This window comes from Selenomonas sp. AE3005, assembly GCF_000686945.1.
Lineage (GTDB): Bacteria > Bacillota > Negativicutes > Selenomonadales > Selenomonadaceae > Selenomonas_A.
Map to the genome: position 1 here is coordinate 16,473 of NZ_JMME01000001.1, position 15,639 is coordinate 32,111.

Annotated in this window: 16 protein-coding genes; 15 read left to right on the forward strand and 1 reads right to left on the reverse strand. The window is 51.0% G+C overall.

Annotated elements, in window-relative coordinates; translation table 11 throughout:
- The first annotated feature begins 75 nt into the window (after positions 1–75).
- From DL94_RS0100100 to rpsI, 7 genes are all read left to right on the forward strand, one after another.
- On the forward strand, positions 76–942 hold the full coding sequence (locus DL94_RS0100100; protein ID WP_028128385.1) for a GHMP family kinase ATP-binding protein: 867 nt from the start codon (positions 76–78) through the stop codon (positions 940–942).
- Positions 939–2,327, forward strand: coding sequence for a cobyrinate a,c-diamide synthase (locus DL94_RS0100105; protein WP_028128386.1), 1,389 nt, complete (start codon positions 939–941; stop codon positions 2,325–2,327). Before DL94_RS0100100 ends, DL94_RS0100105 begins: the two co-directional genes overlap by 4 nt.
- The gene (gene cobD / locus DL94_RS0100110) at positions 2,314–3,384 is read left to right on the forward strand and encodes a threonine-phosphate decarboxylase CobD (protein ID WP_028128387.1); all 1,071 of its coding nucleotides are present in this window, start codon (positions 2,314–2,316) and stop codon (positions 3,382–3,384) included. Before DL94_RS0100105 ends, cobD begins: the two co-directional genes overlap by 14 nt.
- Positions 3,381–4,013: a histidine phosphatase family protein gene (locus DL94_RS0100115; protein ID WP_028128388.1), complete on the forward strand. Its 633-nt coding sequence runs from the start codon at positions 3,381–3,383 to the stop codon at positions 4,011–4,013. The genes cobD and DL94_RS0100115 overlap by 4 nt, the downstream gene beginning before the upstream one ends.
- Positions 4,013–4,945 carry an NAD-dependent epimerase/dehydratase family protein gene (locus tag DL94_RS0100120; protein ID WP_028128389.1) on the forward strand — a complete coding sequence of 311 codons (933 nt, stop codon included), beginning with the start codon at positions 4,013–4,015 and terminating at the stop codon, positions 4,943–4,945. Before DL94_RS0100115 ends, DL94_RS0100120 begins: the two co-directional genes overlap by 1 nt.
- A 152-nt stretch (positions 4,946–5,097) precedes the next feature.
- Positions 5,098–5,538: a 50S ribosomal protein L13 gene (gene rplM, locus DL94_RS0100125; RefSeq protein ID WP_026760346.1), complete on the forward strand. Its 441-nt coding sequence runs from the start codon at positions 5,098–5,100 to the stop codon at positions 5,536–5,538.
- A gap of 20 nt (positions 5,539–5,558) precedes the next feature.
- Positions 5,559–5,951, forward strand: coding sequence for a 30S ribosomal protein S9 (gene rpsI, locus DL94_RS0100130; protein ID WP_026760347.1), 393 nt, complete (start codon positions 5,559–5,561; stop codon positions 5,949–5,951).
- A 107-nt stretch (positions 5,952–6,058) separates the two neighbouring features.
- On the opposite strand, the gene DL94_RS0100135 is transcribed toward rpsI, so the two are convergent.
- On the reverse strand, positions 6,059–6,265 hold the full coding sequence (locus DL94_RS0100135; protein WP_028128390.1) for a hypothetical protein: 207 nt from the start codon (positions 6,263–6,265) through the stop codon (positions 6,059–6,061).
- A 233-nt stretch (positions 6,266–6,498) separates the two neighbouring features.
- Here DL94_RS0100135 and DL94_RS13765 point away from each other — a divergent pair, with 233 nt between their 5' ends.
- The 8 genes from DL94_RS13765 to DL94_RS0100175 all read left to right on the forward strand — a co-directional run bounded on the left by DL94_RS13765 (position 6,499) and on the right by DL94_RS0100175 (position 15,638).
- On the forward strand, positions 6,499–7,230 hold the full coding sequence (locus tag DL94_RS13765) for a hypothetical protein (protein WP_051586214.1): 732 nt from the start codon (positions 6,499–6,501) through the stop codon (positions 7,228–7,230).
- A 162-nt stretch (positions 7,231–7,392) separates the two neighbouring features.
- A complete protein-coding gene (locus tag DL94_RS0100145; RefSeq protein ID WP_231464415.1) occupies positions 7,393–7,998 on the forward strand; it encodes a phosphoribosylanthranilate isomerase in 606 nt (201 codons plus the stop codon).
- Positions 7,999–8,083: 85 nt separating this feature from the next.
- Positions 8,084–8,350 (forward strand): hypothetical protein, encoded by a 267-nt coding sequence (locus tag DL94_RS0100150; protein WP_051586215.1) that lies wholly within the window; start codon positions 8,084–8,086, stop codon positions 8,348–8,350.
- Positions 8,351–8,426: 76 nt separating this feature from the next.
- On the forward strand, positions 8,427–10,433 hold the full coding sequence (locus DL94_RS0100155; RefSeq protein WP_028128393.1) for a molybdopterin-dependent oxidoreductase: 2,007 nt from the start codon (positions 8,427–8,429) through the stop codon (positions 10,431–10,433).
- 99 nt (positions 10,434–10,532) lie between these two features.
- Positions 10,533–11,747 carry a sensor domain-containing diguanylate cyclase gene (locus tag DL94_RS15065; protein WP_028128394.1) on the forward strand — a complete coding sequence of 405 codons (1,215 nt, stop codon included), beginning with the start codon at positions 10,533–10,535 and terminating at the stop codon, positions 11,745–11,747.
- A 311-nt stretch (positions 11,748–12,058) separates the two neighbouring features.
- A complete protein-coding gene (locus DL94_RS0100165) occupies positions 12,059–13,525 on the forward strand; it encodes an aminotransferase class I/II-fold pyridoxal phosphate-dependent enzyme (RefSeq protein ID WP_028128395.1) in 1,467 nt (488 codons plus the stop codon).
- Complete coding sequence (gene speE, locus DL94_RS0100170) at positions 13,525–14,382, forward strand: polyamine aminopropyltransferase (RefSeq protein WP_028128396.1); 858 nt, start codon at positions 13,525–13,527, stop codon at positions 14,380–14,382. The genes DL94_RS0100165 and speE overlap by 1 nt, the downstream gene beginning before the upstream one ends.
- Complete coding sequence (locus tag DL94_RS0100175; protein ID WP_028128397.1) at positions 14,379–15,638, forward strand: saccharopine dehydrogenase family protein; 1,260 nt, start codon at positions 14,379–14,381, stop codon at positions 15,636–15,638. Before speE ends, DL94_RS0100175 begins: the two co-directional genes overlap by 4 nt.
- Position 15,639 lies beyond the last annotated feature (1 nt).

A 15,639-nucleotide genomic window follows, 5' to 3' on the forward strand; every position in this document is an offset into this window, starting at 1 on the left:
GCATGGATTTTGACGGTCAATTATGGTATCATATCTACAAACGTTAAAATTTGTGCGTAACTCTGGAGTCTATAAATGAAAATTGTGGTGCGTGTACCTGGTTCCTGTGGGGAACTGGTGCAGGGCTGGTCAGAGGGAAGTCCCTTTTTGGGCACCTGCCCGATAAATAAATATACGACGGTGGAGGTCAGCAGCGATTTTTCCGGCCGGTATGGCTTGGGGGAAAAATCCCTGCTGGCCTTGTCGTTGACTTTGTCGCGCCTGGGAAAAACAGATTTTCCTTATGGTATCAGGCTGACTTCAGAACTGCCCCGTGGCAAGGGCATGGCCTCTTCGAGTGCGGACATTGCCGCGGTGGTTGTGGCGGTCATGGAGATTTTAGGGCAGCCCTGGACGGAGCAGTTTATCATGGACATTGCCACGGCCATCGAACCAACTGATGGCGTGTTCTGCCCGGGGATTGTGCTGATGAATCATATAACCGGGCAGGTGCTGGCAGGGTATAGGCAGGTACCTGCCATGCAGGCGGCTGTTTTTGACCTGGGCGGAACAGTCAATACCTGTGAGCTGCACGCGCAGGTCATTGTTGACAAGTCAAAAATTGACAGTCAGGCTATGGCTGCCATGCTGGCTGTGTTTCGTGAGGCGATGACCGCGCAGGACGGGGCGGCGTTGGCGCGTGCGGCTACGCAAAGTGCTTTCTTAAATCAGGATAATCTGTATAAGCAGGAATTGACCGCGTTGTGGCAGCTCGGCAAAGCCGCCGGGGCTCTCGGCGTAAATGTGGCGCATAGCGGTACGGTAATTGGCCTGTGGTGGCCGGCGCAGGCCGGGCAGGAAGAAATCTCCCGGCAGGCGGAGGACATTGCCCGGCAGCTGGCGGTTAGTTTTCGGGGAATCGTGCAGTTACGGCCCGGCGGAGTGGAGGTTAGACGCGCATGAAAAATATACCAAGGATAGTAGTGGCGGCCACGCAATCAGGTGCCGGGAAAACGACGATTGTTACAGGCTTGCTGGCGGCCTTGCGGCAGCAGGGCCTGCAGGTGCAGTCCTTTAAGGCTGGCCCGGACTATATTGACCCCGGTTATCATGCTTTGGCCAGCGGCCGGCCGGCCCACAATCTGGACAGCTGGCTGACCGCACCGGAGATTCTGCCGGAAATTCTGGCCACAGAGGCGGCAGGGGCAGATATTGCGATTATTGAGGGCGTGATGGGGCTTTATGATGGCGGCCGTCAGGGAATCAGCTCTACGGCGGAGATTGCCAAAATCCTTAAAGCCCCGGTGCTGCTGGTTATAGACGCCAAGTCTATGGGGGCGTCAGCGGCCGCTATTGCCTTAGGCTTTCGTGAGTATGATAAGGACGTGAATCTGGCCGGGGTTATTATCAATCGTCTGGGCTCGGATACACATGAGGCCATGGTACGCGAGGCTATGGCGAAAATAAATATGCCTGTCTACGGGGCTTTGCACCGCGACGATGGTCTTAGCATGCCCGAGCGTCATTTGGGACTGGTGCCGGTGGAGGAAAATCAGGAAAGGGCCGTTGTTGCACACATGGGCGAAGTCGTGGCTAAAAGTGCAGACCTTGATAAAATAATTGCACTGGCCAGAAGTGCTGCCCCCTTGCCACAGGCAGATACCCTGCCGCTTACGGCAGGGCAGTATAATTGCCGGATTGGCGTGGCCAAGGACGAGGCGTTTTCTTTTTATTATCCGGCCAGTCTAAAGGTTCTGGAACGGCTGGGGGCAGAAATCGTCACCTTCAGTCCGCTGCATGACCATGAGGTGCCGCCGGTGGACGGACTGCTGATTGGTGGGGGCTTTCCCGAAATGTTTGCCGCGCAGCTGGCGGCCAACACCGCCATGCGGCAGGCTCTTTACGCCCTGGCACAGGACGGTATGCCGATATTGGCAGAGTGCGGCGGCTATATGTATATGAAGGAAAGTTTGCAGGATTTTGCGGGCAGCAGCCATGCTATGGTCGGCGCTTTGCCCGGGCGGACGGAAATGACTGCCAAGCTGCAAATGGTTGGTTATGTGGAGGCTGAACTGACGGCAGATTCCGTGCTTGGACGCCAAGGCGAAAAGATACGGGGGCATGAGTTCCATTTTTCCCAGGAACAGGCGCCGGCAGAAGAGACGGCCGCTTTTATCTTTAGAAAACTCCGCAATAATACAAAGTATCCGGCCGGCAGACGGTTTAAAAATGTGCTGGGCAGTTATCTGCATTTGCATTTTGCCGGCTGTCCGCAGGCGGCGGTAGCTTTTGTCAGTCAGTGTGCCGCCTACAGGCAGAAACGAGGACAGGACAATGGAAAAATTTGAGCATGGCGGCAATATATATCGTAAGGCTCCGCATGGGGGGACGTGGCTTGATTTTTCCGCTAATATAAATCCCCTGGGGCTGGCCCCTGAGGTAAGTGCGGCCATTGCCCAAAATATTGCCGGGATTGTTCATTATCCGGACCCGGAGGCACGGCAGGTAAAGCAGGCAATTGGTGAACATTATGGTATCGCTTGTGAACAGCTTATTTTGGGCAACGGCGCGGCGGAGCTCTTTTACTTATTCCTGCAGGTTATCCGGCCACAGAAAGTAGGGCTGCCGGTGCCGTCGTTCAGTGATTACCAACGGGCAGCAGAGGCCGTCGGCGCAGAAATTTTGTTTTCGCCTTTGCCGGCAGAAGCTGACTTTGCGGTGGACTTTGCCCGGCTTGAGCAGGAACTCGGCGCAGTGGACTGCATTTTTCTGGGCAATCCCAACAATCCCACCGGCCAGCTGCTAAAAAGAGAACAGCTGGCAAGATTTTTGGCGTTTACGGAAAGCCGGCAGATATGGACGGTAGTTGACGAGTCATTTTTGGATTTTCTGCCTGCTGACAATATGTATAGTGTCAGGGATTTGACTTGTCAGTATAAGCACCTGTTTGTAGTCCGCTCTTTGACGAAGTTTTACGCTATGCCGGGGCTGCGGCTGGGCTTTGCCAGTGGTCATGCGGCGCTTATTGAGCGGCTGGAACAGGCTAAGGACGTCTGGAATGTCAACAGTCTGGCACAGGTGGCAGGTGTTGCGGCTTTGGGCTTAAAGGAGTATCATAAAAGGAGCCGGGCATTTGTAACGACGGAAAAGGACTGGCTGTATGAGCAGCTGCTGGCCATCAAGGGCCTTAAGCCGCTCTTCCCCAGCGTGAATTTCATCATGGTGAATGTAGAACATACCGGCCTTACCAGCAGCGAGCTGGCCGCCAACATGCGGCAGCAGGGTGTTTTGGTGCGTGACTGTGCCAATTATACAGGGCTGGCAGGACGGCAGTATATCCGCGTGGCGGTGCGCAGCCGGGCCGAGAATGAACAAATGCTCAAAGCATTGGAGGCAGTAGTTTGACAAAGGTTATTTTTATTCGTCATGGACAGACGGAATGGAATGTGACGGGGCGCTATCAGGGGCAGTCAGATGTGCAGCTTACGGCAGAAGGCCGCAGGCAGGCTGAGCAGCTGGCGGCAGATTTCCCTGTGGATACTGTAGACGCGGTATATGCCAGTGATTTACAGCGTGCCATGGACACAGCAGAAACGATAGCGCAGAAATTTGGCCTGTCAGTGCAGGCAGAACCGGCCTTTCGGGAAGTGAGTTTCGGCAAATGGGAGGGCCTGACCTATCAGCAGATTGTGGCTGAGTGGGAAGAGGGCATGACTAATTTTTTTCAGCACCCGGATATTTTGGAAATTCCCGGTGGTGAGACTTTCCCGGCAGTGCAGAAACGGGCCACGGACAAATTGCAGGAGCTGGTAAAAAAGCATGACGGCCAGACCATCGTGGTGGTGGCCCATGGTGCTGTGCTGCGTACCATGCTGACCGCGGCGCTGCACATGCCGCTGCAGTATTTGTGGAGCATAAGGCAGTTTAATACAGCGGTCAATATCGTGCGATATGATGAAGGAGCCAATGCGACTGTGGAATTATTAAACAGTACGGCTCATTTAGGCAACTCAGTACAGAGGGGGATAATATAATGAAAGTATTAGTAACAGGCGGCGCAGGTTTTATCGGTTCGCATTTGGTACGTCAGCTTTTGGACGCCCAGCATGAAGTTACGGTGCTCGACAACGTGAGCACGGGTACCTGGCAGCACCTGCCCCAGGGCAAGGATACCTGCACCTGCTGGGAAATGGATATCCGTGACAAGGCAGCCCGGGAAAAGATTGAGCAGGCAAAGTTTGACATTATCGTACATCTGGCAGCCCAGACGATGGTTGATGTGTCCATCAAAGACCCGGAATTTGACGCGTCAGAAAATGTCATGGGCACGGTAAATATTTTGGAGGCGGCCCGTCATAGCGGTGTACAGCGGATTATCTTTGCCTCCACGGCGGCGTCCTACGGTGATGTAACTGAGGACAAGCTGCCTATTCGCGAGGAAGAAACGCTGGCCCCCATGTCCTTCTATGGTCTGACCAAGGTTGTAGCGGAAAAGTACTTAAAGCTCTATCATGACCTGTATGGGCTTGATTATGTTGCCCTGCGTTTTGCCAATGTCTATGGTGAACGGCAGGGAGACACCGGCGAGGGTGGTGTTATCAGCATCTTTGCCAAACGCATTGCCAAGGACCAGGGCATTACGGTATTTGGTGATGGCAAGCAGACGCGTGACTTTATTTATGCCGGGGATATTGCAGCCGGTATCATTGGTGCCATGACCACGGATAAAGCCAATACCGTTTACAATCTGAGCAATCAGACGGAAACGAGCCTGCTCGAGCTTATCGACCTCATGGCCAAAGCTGTCGGCAAGGCTGTAGAGCCGCAGTTCGCTGCTCCGCGCGAAGGGGATATCAACCGTTCCATGCTCTGCAACGAGGCCGCTGTACAGAACTTGAACTGGCAGCCGCAAATGGATTTGGCCGAAGGCCTGGCCCGGACGATAAATTATTTTAAGGGCTGCTAAAAAAATCTAAAAAAGTTCTTGACTTGCAGTTCGTTTTTGCGTAGAATGTTTTTATGTGATGTTACGGACATGGCATCCATTAGCCCCGGAAGCCAGTCGTGAGAATGTCATATACCGATTAAATTATTTGAACTTATTAGGGGGGAAATCGCATGAAGACAACGTTTATGGCAAACGCATCCAACGTTGAGCGTAAATGGTATGTTGTAGACGCTGAAGGGCAGACTGTCGGCCGTCTCGCAGCTGAAGTTGCTAAAGTTCTTCGCGGTAAAAATAAACCGACCTTTACTCCGCACGTAGATACGGGTGATTATGTCATCGTCATCAATGCAGAGAAGGTTAAATTTACGGGTAAGAAACTTACGGATAAGACTTACTTCCGTCATTCCGGTTACCAGGGTGGCACGACGTTCACGTCCGCTGGCCTGATGCTCGAAAAGTTCCCGGAACGCGTTATTGAGCACGCTGTAAAAGGCATGCTGCCGCATAACCGTCTCGGTGCTAAGATGTACCGCAAGCTCAGCGTTTACGCTGGCAGCGAACATCCGCATGCAGCTCAGAAGCCGGAAAAGCTCGAGCTGAACATTCGCTAATCTGGAGGAGGAACATATAAATGGCACAAGTAAGCTATTACGGCACTGGCCGCAGAAAGTCTTCCGTTGCCCGTGTTCGTCTGGTTCCAGGCGAAGGCAAGGTTACGATCAACGGTCGTACCATGGAAGAATATTTTGGTCTCAAGACTCTCGAACTCATCGTTCGTCAGCCTCTGAACCTTACGGAAACTGTTGACAAGTATGACGTTATCGCTAACGTAGCTGGTGGCGGCGTATCTGGTCAGGCAGGCGCAATTCGTCACGGTATCACCCGTGCACTCATGGAAATGGATGCTGAGCTCCGTCCGGCTCTGAAAAAAGCTGGTTTCGTTACGCGTGACCCGCGTGAGAAAGAGCGTCGTAAATACGGCCTCAAGAAAGCTCGTAAGGCTTCCCAGTTCTCCAAGCGTTAATTTTATTATCGCCATTACAGTCCGTCCTGCGGGACGGACTTTTTCTATGCGCTTTTTTAGCAAAAAAAAATCCCCCGGCCGGTACAGGCTGGGGGATTTTGGTGTAATTATTTCTTTAAGGTCTCTTTCAGGATAGCCGTCAAAGCCTTCTGGGTAACACGCATCATGTCACCGAGGAGAGCGTTGTACAAGTCACCGCCATCGCAGACACCACGACCATTTTCAGTAATGAAGAACTTCTTCGGATGTTCTTCGGACTGATAAGCCTCGTTAAGTTTATCCTGAACGAGTTTCTCGATTTCCTGTTCTGTCATCGAATATACACCTCTTTCCATAAATCCATGATAAACATAATTCTACAACTTAGGAGGAAAATCCTGCTGTCTGTAGAAATAAAATAATAAAAATTTATGGTTATACTATTTTCAACTTATTTTCAGTAAAAATTTATGTAAATTTAATAGCTGCTTAAAGCGAATATAAGAATAAGGGGGTATATTATAGCCATAGAGTTGGATATGGTCATTTATGCATGGAGGGATAAATTATGAAAAAGAAAATTTTAGCTGGTATGGTAGCAGGAGCAATTTTGGCCGGTACTGGCTTTGGCTTTTTAGGCCAGGCGCAGGCAGCTGCTGACCAGGGAACCAACCAACAGGGTAAAGTGGCCCAGCATAAACTGCGCGGGCCGCAGGACGGGCAGCCGCCGATGATGAATATGAACAGTGCCGATGTGGCCAAGCGCATTCATGACACCTTTGGTGTCAATGAGGCTGAAGTCAAGGCTGCACTCGATGCCAAACGCAATTTCCACGACGTAGGTCAGGCTGCAATGCTCGCCAAAATCAGCGGTAAATCCTTCAAGGACGTGCTGGCGATGAAGACCGATAGCAAGCATTGGAAGGACGTTGGCAAAGAACTCGGCATTACTGCTGACCAGGTTAAGAATCAGATGGATATCCTGTCGGCTGAACGCATGGCTAAACGCGGCGATATCACCAAGGAAAAGGCTCTGTCCCTGTTGAAGGCAGGTTACAGACCGCATGACGTGGGCATGGCTGCTAAACTGGCAAAACTCAGCAAGAAAGACGTACAGGCTGTGCTGGATATGAAAAAAATCAACAACACCTGGAGAGATGTCGCCAAGAAGTTGGGTGTAGATGAATCGAAACTGCGTCCGCAGTTCTCCGGCAAGAACATGCAGCGTCCCGATAAAGATGGCAGAGGTGAAATGCCCGGACCTGCGCATGATTTTGTCATGGGCGACGACAACAAATAAGTAAATAGTCTTTTTTAGGAAAACAGTCAGGTATATCCTGGCTGTTTTTGTATATTTTAGATACTATTGTGTTGACAATGCGGACAAAAGCCTGTAAAATTTGACTCATCGAGGACAGTTAACAATGTTACATTTAAATGTGGAGAAATTAGGGGATAGGAAATGATTCGAGCGAAAATATGTGGAATAACAGATTTATATGCAGCTAAAATTGCGGAAGAGGCTGGGGCAGATTTCCTTGGTTTTGTCTTTTATAAACCAAGTCCCCGTTATATAGACCCGGTAAAAGCTGCGGTTATCAGCAGTCAGATACAGAAGTCACGTTTGGTAGGAGTCTTTGTGGATGAAGACCTGGACGTGGTAAATGAAATTGCCCACCGGGTAAAACTTGACTATGTGCAGCTCCACGGAAGTGAGTCGGCGGAGTATGCGCGGCAGGTTGACTGTCCGGTTATAAAGGCATATCATTATGATGAGAATTTTTCCGTGGCGGAGGCGGAGGCATATCCGGCGGAAATGATTCTGCTTGATGCCGGCGATGCGCAAAATCCCGGCGGCACGGGGCAGAGTTTTGACTGGCAGAAGGCCGCACAGGATATTGCGCAGCTGCATAAGTCGGTAATAGTGGCCGGCGGCATAAACAGGGAAAATGCCCTGCAGGCCAATAAGGTCATGAAACCCTATGCCCTGGATGTGTCCAGCAGTCTGGAAGTCAATAAAGAAAAGTCCGTGGAAAAAATCAAGGCTTTTTTGCGGCGTGTTAAGTAAGTCGGTGCGGTAATGAAGGATTTTCCGCAGATAAGGGCGAATAAGTAGCATATAGTCCTTAAATGATTCGGAAAGGAAGGCCGCTATGATAGTTACTGACAACGCAACCGTAAATGCCGCGGAGGATTTAATCCGCAAACATAAAAACGAACGACCGGAAAAGCCGCGCAGGCCGCAGGAATTGTCTGCCCGTTATGAACAGGCAATTCGCCAGTATCAGGAGTTGATGAAGGCGGATGTGGACAATCGGGAGCAGCGTGTAATGCTGTATGCGGAAATAAAGGTGCTGGGCTGGTGCTTAGGCCGTGATGAGGCTAAGGTCGTCAGGGAAATAAATACCCCCAGAAAATGAACAGATAGCGGAAGGCTTTGCACCAGGCAGAGGCCTTCCGTTTTTCCTTATGCAGATGGGAGCAGTGTAAGAACTTATGGAAATAAAGAAAACAGCTTGTCCGTATGATTGCCCGGACTGCTGCGGCCTGCTGGTCACAGTAGAGAATGGGAAAGCCGTAAAGGTAGCCGGGGACCCGGAACACCCGTTTACCCGGGGAACGTTATGCCCGAAAATGGCGCATTACGAACGGACGGTACATTCCCCCAGGCGTCTGACCACACCGTTAAAACGTGTGGGGGCTAAGGGCAGCGGCGAATTTACCCCCATCAGCTGGGAGGAGGCCGTGGCGGCGATTGCTGCTAAATGGCAGGCGATAATCAAGGCGTATGGCGCTGAGGCTATACTGCCTTATTCCTATGCCGGAACGATGGGAACCTTACAGTACAGTGCCGGACATGCCCTGTTTTTTGCGTTAGGGGCAAGCAGCCTGGACAGGACGATTTGTGCACCGGCCAAGGCCCAGGGCTTTCGTGCGGTTATGGGAGCGACGCTGCCCACAGCACCGCAGGAGGCGCAGCATAGTGATTTTATTCTGCTCTGGAGTATCAGCATGCTGGCCACGGATATTCATTTCAAGCATGATGTGGACATAGCGCGTAAGCGGGGAGCCAGGATTGTCTGCATTGATACGTATGCCACGCGGACGGCCGCCTATGCCGATGAGTTTATCTGTGTGAAACCGGGGACTGATGGGGCGCTGGCCTTGGGGCTTATGCATATAATGGCGCGTGAGGGACTGGTGGACGAGGCGTTTATTGCCGCACATGTTCAGGGCTGGGAAGACCTTAAGGCAGAAATTCTGCCCCGGTATACGCCGGCAGTTGTCAGCCGGATAACCGGTGTGGACGGCAAGGTATTAGAAGAACTGGCGCAGAGTTTAGGAAGGGCCAGAGCGCCGTTTTTGCGGCTGGGCAGCGGCCAGTCACGCTATGGCAATGGCGCGATGACGTCCCGTCTGATTACCTGCCTGCTGGCTGTGACTGGTGCTTATGCCAGACCGGGCGGCGGTATGCTGACTTCGGCCGCCGGCAGCAATGCTTTTGATAAGGATATTATCCGCCGTCCCGATATGGAAAAGCCGGGCGTGCGGCATATCAATATGATTAAGCTGGGTGATGTGCTGACGGATAAGGACTTGCAGCCACAGGTTAAGAGCCTGTTTGTCTATTCTTCCAATCCGGCCTGCACAGCTCCTGACCAAAATAAGGTACTGGCAGGGCTGGCTCGGGAAGATTTATTTACCGTGGTGCATGAACGATTTATGACGGATACGGCGCTGTATGCTGATATCGTGCTGCCGGCAACCACGTCGCTCGAGCATGAGGATATTTATTATTCCTATGGGCAGTATGTGATTCAACGGGGGCAGGCGGTAATACCGCCGGTAGGCGAGAGTAAATCCAACTGGCAGGTCATGCAGCTGCTGGCTAAGGCCATGGGCTTAACAGATGAATTTTTTGCCAGACAGGAAAAAGATTTTATTGCGGCTTTTATGGACAGCACCAAAACGGCCTGGCCTTTGCCGGTAGACCGGGAAAGATTGGCTGCCGGAGAGCCGGTGGCTCTGCCGCTGCCGGCTGCTTATAAAATGCAGTTTAAGACGCCTTCCGGCAAAATCGAGATATTAAATCCCCGGCTGACGCCGCCGCTGCCGGATTATTTCCCGGCACACAGCGAGGGAGACGCAGGGGAGTTTGTACTGATAAACTCCCCTGATGCCCGGATTTTGGACAGCTCGTTTAATGAACGGGAGGAACTTACCCGCGGCAATATTATGACGCTGCTGTTAAATCCCGTGGACGCACAGCGGCTGGGCTTAAAGACCGGTGACCGGGTACGGGGAAAAAATGCCCGGGGGCAGGCGGAGTTTACTTTGCAGGTTACGGATAAAGCAGCCTGCGGTACAGCGGTCAGTGAAGGTGTCTGGTGGCAGGAATACACCAGAGGGGGGAACATCAACCGGCTGACTTCGCAGCGGACAACGGATAAAGGGGAAGGCAGTACCTTTTATGATGTGCGCATAGATATAGAACGAATTTAAAAAAGGTTTTTGGGAGTGTTTCACGAATATAAACTTCAGAGATATTTTTTCGCTGTTAGAGGGATTCTATACCGAAAAATAAATGGGGAAGTGCAAGTTATGACGTATTATTGCCTGATAGATTTTTTGGCATTGATGGTGCTCCTTATAACCAATAATGATATCGTGTTTAGGGATGTGCGCGTGGTACGTAATCGTGGACACAGACTTTACAGATTGTTTCTGTTTGCCGTCATTGCGTATTATATATCGGATTTTATCTGGGCCTGGCTGTATAAAATTGGCACATATCCTATGGCGCTGTATGTGGACACTGAGGTGTATTTCATCTTTATGGCCCTGGGAACTGTGCTGTGGTCGCGTTTTGTAATCAGATACCTGCGAATAAAGATGGCTTTTGCCCGTTTTCTGAACATAGCCACAGTACTGCTGTTTATGTTGGTGATAATTGCCACACCTTTAAACCGTATGTGGGATATCATGTTCTGGTTTGATATTGACGGGATATATCATGAAGGCCCGGTCAGAGATTTCATATTTATTTATCAGGTGGTATTGCTGCTGGTGCTTTCCCTGTATACGCTGTTTATAGCGTCTCATATCAGCAGCAAGCAGAGGAAACGAAATATTGCTGTAGGTATGTCCGGTATTGTTATGCTGGTGTTCACGGTGGTGCAGATATTTTTTCCCTTGTATCCGCTCTACGCCATCAGCAATATGATGGGCTGCTGTCTGCTGCGTACCTTTGTTGTTGAGCATGAACGTGACGAATATCGCGAAAACCTGAAAATTACCCTGGCAAGAGAACGTGAGCAGTTTGAGGAATATAAAAAGGTCTGGAGTCTGGCCTATAAAGATGCACTTACCGGGGTGAAAAATAAACTGGCTTATGCAGAAAAATGTGCACAGCTTGACAGTCAGATAAACGAGGGTACCCTGCAGGGAATGGCTGTAGCAGTTATGGACCTCAATGACCTGAAAGTCATAAATGACACGTTTGGTCATGATGTGGGCGATGAGTATATCAAAAACGCCTGTCATCTGATTTGTGAGATATTCAAGAAGAGCCCGGTATATCGGATAGGCGGCGATGAATTTGCGGTCATTCTCGAGGGAGATGACTACGAGCAACGGGAAATGCTGCTTAGCACATTTACTATGGAAATATATAGGAACCTGAAGAATAAAACGGTGGTTATTGCCATCGGTATGGCAGAATACAATCCCGAACAGGATGATTGTTATAAGCAGGTTTTTGAACGTGCGGACGTGAAGATGTATCAGCATAAGAAAGATTTGAAGAAAATCGCATGATGGGTGCGAGGAAAGCCTCAGGCTTAGGCCGGGGCTTTTTCTTATAACGAGGCAAGAAAATGTCCCCCACCTCAGCAGGTGGGGGCACGAATACCAAAACAGGCGGCGAGCATATCTCCCGCCTCGTTGCGAAGCGAAGCTAGTCCTTTAGGGAAACGCCAAGAGGAAGTTTTGCCTATGGCAAAACTGGAACAACGGCGTTATAAGATTGTGTATTATTTGTGCTTGCTTAATAAGCTGATAAACGGTAAAATTGCAAATAGTGAATATAAATGCACGCCGTCTTACAGGCGGCTTAATTGGAGGGGAAAATGGACCGAATCAATCAACATACAGCCCCGGTTTACGAGGCGATGCTGGAACTGCGCAAACGGCGGATTGTTCCTTTTGACGTACCTGGGCATAAGCGCGGCCGCGGCAATCCTGAACTGGTGGATTTCCTCGGGGAGAAATGCGTGGGCGTGGATGTTAATTCCATGAAAATGCTGGATAACCTCAGTCATCCTGTTTCCGTAATCAGGGAGGCGGAGGAACTGACTGCCGATGCTTTCGGGGCCAAACATGCTTTTTTCATGGTGCATGGCACGACGTCGGCGGTGCAGGCCATGGTGCTGGCCTCCGTACGGGCCGGTGAGGAAATTCTGCTGCCGCGCAATGTGCATAAGAGTGTAATTAACGCCCTGGTACTGTGCGGCGGTATTCCCGTCTATGTGCCGGTCAGGGTTAATCATAAAATCGGTATTGCCACGGGTATGGCGCTAGCTGATGTGCAGCGTGCTATCCTTGAACATCCCAAGGCCAAGGCTATTTTTGTCAACAATCCCACTTACTACGGCATTGCCTCGGACCTGCGGGGGATTGTAAAACTGGCCCATGCAGCTGGTATGAAGGTTCTCGTGGATGAGGCTCATGGTACGCATTTGTATTTTGGCGACAACCTGCCGATTTCGGGTATGGCAGCCGGGGCTGACCTGGCTGCGGTGTCCATGCATAAATCCGGCGGCAGTCTGACGCAGAGTTCCATTATGCTCTGCGGTCAGGGTGTGGACGTGGAATATGTGCAGCAGATTATAAATCTGACACAGACCACGAGTGCGTCGTATCTTTTGATTTCCAGTCTTGACTTGTCACGCCGTAATCTGGCCCTGCATGGCCGGGAGTCTTTTGAAAAGGTCAGCTCGATGGCAGAATATGCCCGGGCGGAAATCAATGAGATTGGCGGCTACTATGCCTATGGCCGGGAACTTATTGACGGGGACAGCGTCTTTGACTTTGACGTGACCAAGCTGTCTGTTTTTACACAGGGAATTGGCATGACGGGCATAGAAGTTTACGATATGCTGCGTGATGAGTATGATATTCAGATTGAGTTCGGTGATATCGGCAATATTCTGGCCTATATTTCCATCGGTGACCGTATACGCGATATCGAGCGGCTCGTGGGCGCGCTCGAAGATATTGCCGACCGTGCCGGCAAGGATAAGAAGGAACTTTACTGCGGTGAGTTCATTGCGCCGGAACTCGTGATGAGTCCCCGTGAGGCTTTTTATGCGCAGGGCGAGCGTATGCCGCTCAGTGAAACAGTGGGACGCATTGCCGGGGAAATGCTCATGTGTTATCCGCCGGGCATTCCCATTTTGACACCGGGGGAGCGCATTACGCAGGAGATTCTTGACTATATCGAATACGCCCGGGAAAAGGGCTGTTCGCTGCAGGGCACGCAGGACCTGGAATGCCGGGAAATACGCATTTTGACCGGTCAAAAGGGGGCTGAATAATGGAAATATGGTTTTCCCAAATGGATACGGAAAATGTCAAAACTTCTGTGCGTGTGGATAAACAGCTTTTTTCCAAGCAGAGTGAATACCAGCGCATTGATGTCTTTGAATCCCGGGAATTTGGCAGAATGATTGTGCTCGATGGCGAAATCATCTTTTCGGAGGCTGATGAATTCATCTATAACGAAATGGTGGTTCATGTGCCGATGGCTGTTCATCCGCAGGTAAAAAATGTGCTGATTATCGGCGGTGGTGATGGTGGTGTGGCCAAAGTCCTCACGCAGTACCCCGAGATTGAGTCCATTGATGTGGTAGAGCCTGATGAAATGTTCATCGAGGTTTCCCGGGAATTTTTCCCCGAAACCGCCAAGGGGTTTGATGATGAACGCGTGAAGATTACCAACATGGACGGCCTGCGTTTTTTGCGGCGCTGCCGGGATAAGTACGACCTTATCATCAATGATTCGACTGATCCGTTTGGCCATACAGAAGGCCTGTTTACGCGTGAGTTCTATGGCAATTGTTACCGCGCCCTGCATGATGACGGTATTATGGTCTACCAGCATGGCAGTCCGTTCTATGATGAGGACGAGGCGGCTTTCCGGGCCATGCACCGCAAGGCCTACCAGAGTTTCCCCGTGAGCCGTGTGTATCATGCCGGGATTCCGACTTGTCCGGCCGGTCTTTGGATGTTTGGCTTTGCGTCCAAGAAATATCATCCGTTAAAGGATTTTGACGCCCAGCGTTGGAATGAGCGGGGGCTCAAAACCTGGTATTATACGACACATTTACATAAGGGTGCTTTTATGCTGCCCAAATATGTTGAAGATATTCTGTCAGAGGAGGAAAAGAAATGAGCAAATTGATGATTATCGGCTGCGGCGGCGTGGCCAGTGTAGCAATCCATAAGGTATGCCAGAATGATGAGGTGTTTGACGAACTCATGATTGCCAGCCGCACGGTGAGCAAGTGTGAGGCTTTAAAAGAAAAATTACAGGGACAGACCAAGACGAAAATCACCACGGCGCAGATTGACGCTGATGATGTAGAGGCTTTGACCAAGCTGATTAAAGAATATCAGCCGGATGCCGTACTCAATGTTGCGCTGCCTTATCAGGATTTGACCATTATGGACGCCTGCCTGGCTGCTGGCGTAGATTATATCGATACGGCCAACTACGAGCCGGAAGATACGGAAGACCCGGAATGGCGCAAAATCTATGAAAAGCGCTGTAAGGAACTGGGTTTCTCCGCTTACTTTGATTACTCCTGGCAGTGGGCTTATGAGGATAAGTTCAAGAATGCCGGCCTGACGGCGCTGCTGGGCACGGGCTTTGACCCGGGCGTAACCTCCGTGTTTGCTGCTTATGCCAAGAAACATTACTTTGACACCATTGACACCATTGATATCCTCGACTGCAATGGCGGTGACCACGGCTATCCGTTTGCTACGAACTTCAACCCTGAAATCAACCTGCGTGAGGTTTCCGCACCCGGCTCCTATATGGAAAATGGCAAGTGGATTGAGATTCCGGCCATGAGCATTAAGCGCGAGTATGACTTCGAGGGCGTGGGCAAGAAGGATATGTATCTCCTGCATCATGAGGAAATCGAGGCTCTCGGCCGCAATATGCCGGAAGTCAAGCGTATCCGTTTCTTCATGACCTTTGGCCAGAGCTATCTCGACCACATGCGCTGTTTGGAAAATGTGGGCATGCTCTCCACGACGCCGATTAACTACAACGGTCAGGAAATCGTGCCGATTCAGTTCCTCAAAGCGCTGCTGCCGGACCCGGCCTCTTTGGGCCCGCGGACGAAGGGTAAGACGAATATCGGCTGTATCTTCACGGGCAAGAAGGACGGCAAGGAACGTTCCATCTACATTTACAATGTCTGCGACCATCAGGAGTGCTATAAGGAAGTAGGCTCGCAGGCTATTTCTTATACGACGGGCGTACCGGCCATGATTGGTGCCATGCTCGTGGCTACGGGCCAGTGGAAGAAACCCGGCGTATTTACCACGGACGAGTTCGACCCGGACCCGTACATGGAGGCCCTCAACAAATGGGGCCTGCCCTGGAAGGTCGAGGAAAATCCGGTACTGGTGGACTAAG